Consider the following 6783-nt stretch of genomic DNA (forward strand, 5'->3'; position numbering starts at 1 on the left):
CGCCATGCCCCCTCACTCAAATTACTCGGGTAACGTTTTTTCCGTTTTTTGTGCTCATACTATTTATTTCATAATCAAAATTGATACCTTATGGGCGAAAAGATGAATTTCCAAACAGCTTCTAAATAAGTCATCATTCCATCTATACAATCGAATGTAACTTGTTTAGTTTTTTCAAGTTTAAAGGTCATACGTTCGTCCCGTCCATAATGTTGAAAATGTCCCCAGGTTCCCGTTATTTAGCTTGTAACCGGCTGAAAGTATTCCAGGGGACAGCATCCATCAAACACTCCCCCCCATCCCCTCAATAAAGGTATCAATAAACGCCTTAATCTTATCGCGCACCCGTTCACTAATAGGCTTGCGTTGCAGTATCTTCGGTTTAAAGCTGAGGGCACTGACAATCTCTTGCTCGCGTGGTAAGCGGTTGGCAAAGGTATAGTTATTAATCAGCTTCTCAAGTTGTTTGGGAACAATCTGCTCTTCCTCGCATAAGGCGCTAAGGCTTTTTGTTTGTTTTCAGTCCAGAACGATTCAAACGCGGCAATCACGTTGTCCGTAGGTTTTATATTGGGCAGGTTCTCGTCAATAAAGGCCTGAATCAGCAGTTTCTTGCTGCGCAACTGCATTTCGCCCGCCACTATATCAACAATCTCTTTTTGACGTTTCTCCCGGTCGTCGGGGGCCATTTTACTCAAGGTCATTAACAGATTGAGGATATACGCCACGTTAATCTCATCGCGGTGAATCAGGCTTAACTCAAAATCCACATCATCCAATACCGAAGTTTTTTCTTTGCCCTGGCCGCGTTCAACCTTGTCGTCAACATCCAGATACTTGGATTTGTAATCTTCAAAGGTCTGAACCGGTAAACTCAAATCAACCTCGTCAAAATCGGCAAACGTCGTCAAAATATTTTTAACGCGCAACAGCTCCCTAAATCGGATCACAAACGCCAGTTGTTCTTTTTCGCTGGGCAGGTCATCGACACTTTGCACCGTGGGGGTAATTGCCAGTAACTCTTCAACGGCGTTATTAAACTCTTTTACATACTCTTCATACGGTGCGACCAACACCGTTTCTTTGGCGTCCTTGTTGGAAAATAAGGCAATCGCTTCATCGGTGGCGGCTTTCAAATTACGAAAGCAGACAATATTACCCTGTGATTTTTTCTCGTTCAGATTGCGGTTAGTGCGTGAATACGCCTGTATCAAGCCGTGAAACTTCAGGTTTTTATCCACATACATGGTATTAAGACGCGGACTGTCAAAGCCGGTTAAAAACATATTCACTACCAGCAATAAATCAATCTGCCCGCTGCGTACCCGCTTGGCGATGTCCTGGTAATAGTTATAAAACGTCTGGCTGTCGTTGGTACTGTATTTGGTGCCAAACAGCGCGTTATAGTCGGCAATAAATTCATCCAGTTTGTCCCGGCTGGAGTGATTGATACGCGCACCGGTGGGTAAATCCGGCGGTTCTTCGGGTATCAATCCGCTGATTAGCCCATTTGCTTCGGGGTCTTCTTCATTGGCGGCATAACTGAAAATAGTGGCAATCTTTAAAGGAGGTGCGGCTTCCGCCTGTTTCAGCTTAAACAATTCATAATACTTAATCAGCGTGGCGACACTGCTCACGCAAAACATGGCGGTAAAATCCGGCGCTTTGGTTTTTTGCCGGTGGTGGGCCAGAATGTAATCGGTAATTTTTTCCAGGCGCTTCGGACTTTCCAGCAGCTCTTTGGTATCAATCGCCTCTACTTCAATATCAAGTTCATTGGCGCTGTCTTTACGCTTGTATTTTCCGACATACTCCACGGCAAAGCGCAGCACGTTTTCATCACGGATGGCATCGACAATCACATATTTATGCAGGCATTCACCAAACAGCGAGGCGGTGGTTTGTTGGTTGCCTATGGAACCGAAAGCGTTATCGGCAAAAATAGGGGTGCCGGTAAAACCGAACATTTGCGAGTTGTTAAAGAATTTTTTGATGTTCTTATGAGTATCACCAAACTGGCTGCGGTGGCATTCATCAAAAATAAACACAAATTTCTTATCTTGCAGGTGAGTAATCTTGCCCACATAACGCTCTTTCATAATCGCGTTATTGAGTTTCTGGAGGGTGGTCACAATCAGCTTAGTGCTGTCGTCCGTTAATTGCGCCACCAGCTTATGCGTGTTGGTGGTACTGTCCACGCTGCCTTTTGAAAAGGCATTAAATTCATTGGCGGTCTGAAAGTCCAGGTCTTTACGGTCTACCACAAACAGCACTTTATGCACCTTGGGCATACGCATAATAATCTGGCTGGCTTTAAAGGAAGTCAGCGTTTTACCGGAACCGGTCGTATGCCAGATATAGGCGTTATCCATGCTGTTTTTAACCCGATCAACCAACCCTTCAGTCGCATAAAACTGATAAGGCCGCAGTATCATCAAGCATTTGCTGGTTTCATTGATGACGGTGTAATGGGTGACCATCTTGGCGATATGACAGGGCTTTAAGAATTCCGCTGTAAAATCGTACAAGTCCGATAAGCGATTATTGGCCTTATCCGTCCAGAAGAAAGTCTGCTTGAAGGATTGCTTGAGGTTATTACTGAAATACTTGCTATCCACCCCGTTACTGATAACAAACAACTGCACATACTGAAATAAGCCAGCGCCCGCATCATACGAATCATGCTGGTAACGATTCACCTGATGAAACGCTACTTTAAGCTCGGCGCCACGGCGTTTAAGCTCAATCTGCACCAGTGGCAGGCCGTTGATTAACAACGTCACGTCATAGCGGTTTTTGCGCCTGCCTTCCATGGTGACCTGGTGCGTGACTTGAAACTCATTCATGCACCACTCGTCACAATTTAAAAAACTGATGTAAACCGTGTCGTCAGTGTCGCGTTTTAAAGCAAACTTATCGCGCAATACCTTGGCTCGCTCAAATACGCTGCCGGTATTAAGGTGATTAAGAATACGCTCAAATTCAGCCGGAGTAAGGGGGGTGATTTGGTTATGGATTTCCAGTTGCCGCTTTAAATTAGCCAGCATGTCGGCTTCACCCTCAATACGCACAGGACTGTATTCCATGCCCTTGAGCTGGGCAATGAGGGCTTCTTCCAGGGCGTATTCGGATTGGGTACTCATACAAACATCTGCTGTAACAAGCCTTGTTTGTACTGCTTCAGGGCGTTGAGTTGGCTTTGATTTTGGCTGATTTTGTCGTCTAACGCGGTGAGGAAGTTGGCTATTTTGGTTTGTTCCTCAATAGTTGGGAATGGAATGGGCAAATTAAATAAACTTTCATTCGTAATGTTCATACGGTCATGACGCGCCCCAAAATTTGCAACGCTTTTTATATAATCATGCCAATGAGTAGTTTCAAAGTATTGTTCAAGAAAAAACAAATTTCCGTCTTTGAATCTAAATACGGTGTATAAAGGCGACATTACTCCCTTTATTAATTTATTTCTTTTAATTGGACCAACAAGCGCACTGGTTGAAATTCTTGGGTTATAAACAAAATCGTTTAATTCAACGATGTAGTAGCCATCCAAGTTATTTTTATTAGCAATATCTCTATCAAAATAATCATTCTGACTAACAATGCCTTGAGTCGCTGAATTGGTTAGAACATTACTGATAGCTGAATCCTTGTTTTTTGAATTTACTTTAAAAGCTATTTTCTCTAATTCTAAGAAATCCCACTCAGGAAAAATCTGACAATCCACCTCTCTAAACCGCAACCGTGGCACATTCATACACTTCCCTTTTATTATCGAATCAATTTAATTTCTAAAGACAGCGGTAATTTTTGCCATATTTTATCAGCAGTCATCACAGGCATGTTTTCTACTAAACCCGTTGCTAAACACGCTCTATCAGCTAACGACAAACCAAAAGGCGCGGTCACTTGCCACAATTCCCCCGCTGTGTCGGCATGTTCCAGGTTAAAAGGAATAAACCGAAGCCCTAAAAGTGTTAGTTTTTTAGCGACGGCTTTATCATCAATCGACTTTGCACGAAGTTTTTGCACAACTTCGCACCAATTCACGGTTGACATAAAAGCAATCGGCAAAAGCGGCTTAATGAGCAAGCCGCCTTGTTCCTGGTGCAAATAAGCCAATAACGCGGAGGCATCCAATATCATTATTTATTGTCCTGTTGTTCTTTTTTCGCTTCAAGCCTTCGGTCTTGTATTAACTCATCCACTAAACTCACCGAACCGGGAATTTTTGCCATCAGCGCAAATAGTTCTTGCTCGGTTTGGTTGATTTTCTTTTCTGCTGATAACTCTTTTTCAAGGGCGCGTTTTACAAACTCTTGCACATCAGCATGTTTTAATAGTTCTTGACCCAGTTCGTCGGGCAATTCAATCGCTAATTGCATATTCTTCTCCTGATAATTAAATTTAAAACGGCGGCTTAATCCCCAACTCCAAGCAAAACGCGGCAATCGTGGCATCGGTGGTTTTGCTGGCTTGTTCCAGTTCAGACAATTGCGCGGCAATCGCGTTTAAATCAATCGCGTCTTCGGCTTCAAAGGTATCGACATAGCGGGGAATGTTCAGATTGTAGTCGTTGGCTTTAATGTCGGCTAACGAGGCGACATGGCTGTATTTAGGTTCATTCGTGCGCTGGCTATACGCCGAAACAATCTTGTCGATATGCGCAGGCAATAGCTTGTTTTGGGTTTTGACTTTTTCAAAGTGCTGGCTGGCATCAATAAACAAAATATCTTCGGGATTTTTACGGCATTTTTTAAACACCAGTACGCAAGTGGGAATACTGGTGCCGTAGAAAATATTGGCCGGTAAGCCAATCACGGCATCCAGGCAATTGAGTTGTTCAATCAGGTATTGCCGTATATGCCCTTCCGCCGCACCACGAAATAAAACGCCATGCGGTAACACACAGGCCATAATGCCATCGTCCGCCAACTGGTAGACCATGTGCTGAACAAAGGCCATATCCGCTTTGGTGCCGGGGGCCAGTCTGCCATAGACACTAAAGCGGTCATCACTCATAAACAGCGGGTTAGCGCCCCAATGCGCGGAAAACGGCGGATTGGCAACAATGGCATCAAAGCGTAAATCGCGGTGCTGCGGATGTTCCAGGGTATTTTCCTGCCGTATATCAAAATCGGCATAATGAACATCATGCAGAATCATGTTCATACGCGCCAGGTTGTAGGTGGTGCGGTTGAGTTCCTGCCCGTAAATCTTGATTTTGTAATTTTGCGCGGCTTCCCGTTTTACCCGCAACAATAATGAGCCGCTGCCACAGGTCGGGTCATAGACATTTTTAAGGTTAAGATTCTGGCTGGTTACCAGTTTGGCTAACAGGATTGATACCGGCTGCGGGGTGTAAAATTCACCGGCTTTTTTACCCGCACCGCTGGCAAATTCGCCAATTAGGTATTCGTAAGCATCGCCCAGCACATCGGCGGTGGCATCGCTTAAATTAAAATCGATCTGGTCCAGGTGGATTAATACCTTGGTGACCAGTTCGTTTTTGGCTTTTTCGCTGTTGCCGAGTTTTGAGGACGTCAAGTCCAGGTCTTCAAATAAATTATTGAAGTCATCGGCGCTGTCGGTGCCGAGGGTGCTTTGCTCAATGTTTTTTAATATCCGGGTCAGGTCGCCCAGGATGAAGTTATGGCCTTCGCCCTGTGCATGGGTGTCGGCCTGATTATTGCCTTTCAGGGCGATGGCATGGAAGAGTTCCGAAGGTTTTAAGAAGTAGCCCAACTCCTTGACGGTGGCATCCTTAACCGCAGCTATATATTCAGCGCCTTCGACGCTGTTTTCATCCAGACCGGCGAATTTAAGGCCGTCTTCTTCCAGCATTGAATCCGCGTAACGCTGTATTTTTTCTGACAGGTATTTGTAAAATATAAAGCCGAGAATGTAATCCCTGAATTCATCGGCATTCATCTTGCCGCGCAAAGTGTTGGCGATATTCCAAAGCTGTTGTTGTAACTGACGACGCTGTTCTTCTGACATGCTTTTCCCTAACGTTTAAAAGTCCGATTATTACAATAAAAATTGTAGTAAAGAGCTGAATAATTTTTGGATTTTTGTTGCGATTTGTTGTGATGAGTTATTTTGAAGTGCCCCGCCAGTGTCCCATGGGACAGCTACAAAAAAGCCGGGGTTAATCGGCTGAAGCTACTTGCAATCCGGTAAAAGCCCTACTTCTTCAATGCAACTTGTTTGATCATACCATTTTCTTATACCTGTCTGAGAAAAGGGGCGCTTTGGGGCAATCGCCAGTTACCTTATACAACCTGCCGTTTTCTTCTTAACCCATTGCTCGTATGAGGCGCCTTGGGTGGACGAGAATAAAACCCAAGTGAGCAAAAATCTTCTCTATGTTATTGCTTAGGAATATTGCAGTAAACGCCACTGCAAACAAGTACAGCCAACTACAAAAAACTATTTTTACCCTATTTAAGTAATTTGTTGTTCGCGATCATCTTGAATAAAGTGGGTTTGAATACTAGCCTTAAATTATTCTGAGGGTTAAGCAAAGTGTTAATTGTGAAAACATTTATTTTTACCTTATATTCTTTGCTGCGTCATAAGCATCTGTCTTTCAAAAATGCATCCTGGGATCAAAAACCTTATAAAACCGGGCTATGCACACAAGAAACAATAGTTTTGGTATTGCTAATTAACTATAGATAATCTCATTATTTCTTTTAGCCATCAGAAGCCTTACGGAATATTCCAACATCTTTTGGCACTTGCTGTAGCATTTTAACTTGCGGCGCAACCTGGCAAGGA

4 protein-coding genes and 1 pseudogene are annotated in these 6783 nt (G+C 43.8%); all 5 read right to left on the bottom strand.

All coding sequences use genetic code 11. From position 1 onward, the window contains the following. Positions 1–282: 282 nt before the first annotated feature. A pseudogene (locus HUX64_RS01390) lies at positions 283–3143 on the bottom strand (type I restriction endonuclease subunit R). Continuing rightward, positions 3140–3757, bottom strand: coding sequence for a restriction endonuclease subunit S (locus HUX64_RS01395; RefSeq protein WP_174624465.1), 618 nt, complete (start codon positions 3755–3757; stop codon positions 3140–3142). Before HUX64_RS01395 ends, HUX64_RS01390 begins: the two are co-directional and overlap by 4 nt. Positions 3758–3771: 14 nt before the next feature. After that, positions 3772–4146: a type II toxin-antitoxin system VapC family toxin gene (locus tag HUX64_RS01400; protein ID WP_174624466.1), complete on the bottom strand. Its 375-nt coding sequence runs from the start codon at positions 4144–4146 to the stop codon at positions 3772–3774. Beyond that, positions 4146–4385: a hypothetical protein gene (locus HUX64_RS01405; RefSeq protein WP_174624467.1), complete on the bottom strand. Its 240-nt coding sequence runs from the start codon at positions 4383–4385 to the stop codon at positions 4146–4148. The genes HUX64_RS01400 and HUX64_RS01405 overlap by 1 nt, the downstream gene beginning before the upstream one ends. A gap of 22 nt (positions 4386–4407) precedes the next feature. Further along, positions 4408–6000: a type I restriction-modification system subunit M gene (locus tag HUX64_RS01410; protein WP_174624468.1), complete on the bottom strand. Its 1593-nt coding sequence runs from the start codon at positions 5998–6000 to the stop codon at positions 4408–4410. Positions 6001–6783: the final 783 nt, after the last annotated feature.

It is taken from the genome of Candidatus Methylobacter favarea (genome assembly GCF_902806695.1).
Lineage (GTDB): Bacteria > Pseudomonadota > Gammaproteobacteria > Methylococcales > Methylomonadaceae > Methylobacter_B > Methylobacter_B favarea.

Excerpts from the sequence above, each read along its gene's own strand:
- HUX64_RS01395 (WP_174624465.1), bottom strand. The coding sequence starts at position 3,757 with ATGAATGTGCCACGGTTGCGGTTTAGAGAGGTGGATTGTCAGATTTTT.
- HUX64_RS01400 (WP_174624466.1), bottom strand. The coding sequence starts at position 4,146 with ATGATATTGGATGCCTCCGCGTTATTGGCTTATTTGCACCAGGAACAA.
- HUX64_RS01405 (WP_174624467.1), bottom strand. The coding sequence starts at position 4,385 with ATGCAATTAGCGATTGAATTGCCCGACGAACTGGGTCAAGAACTATTA.
- HUX64_RS01410 (WP_174624468.1), bottom strand. The coding sequence starts at position 6,000 with ATGTCAGAAGAACAGCGTCGTCAGTTACAACAACAGCTTTGGAATATC.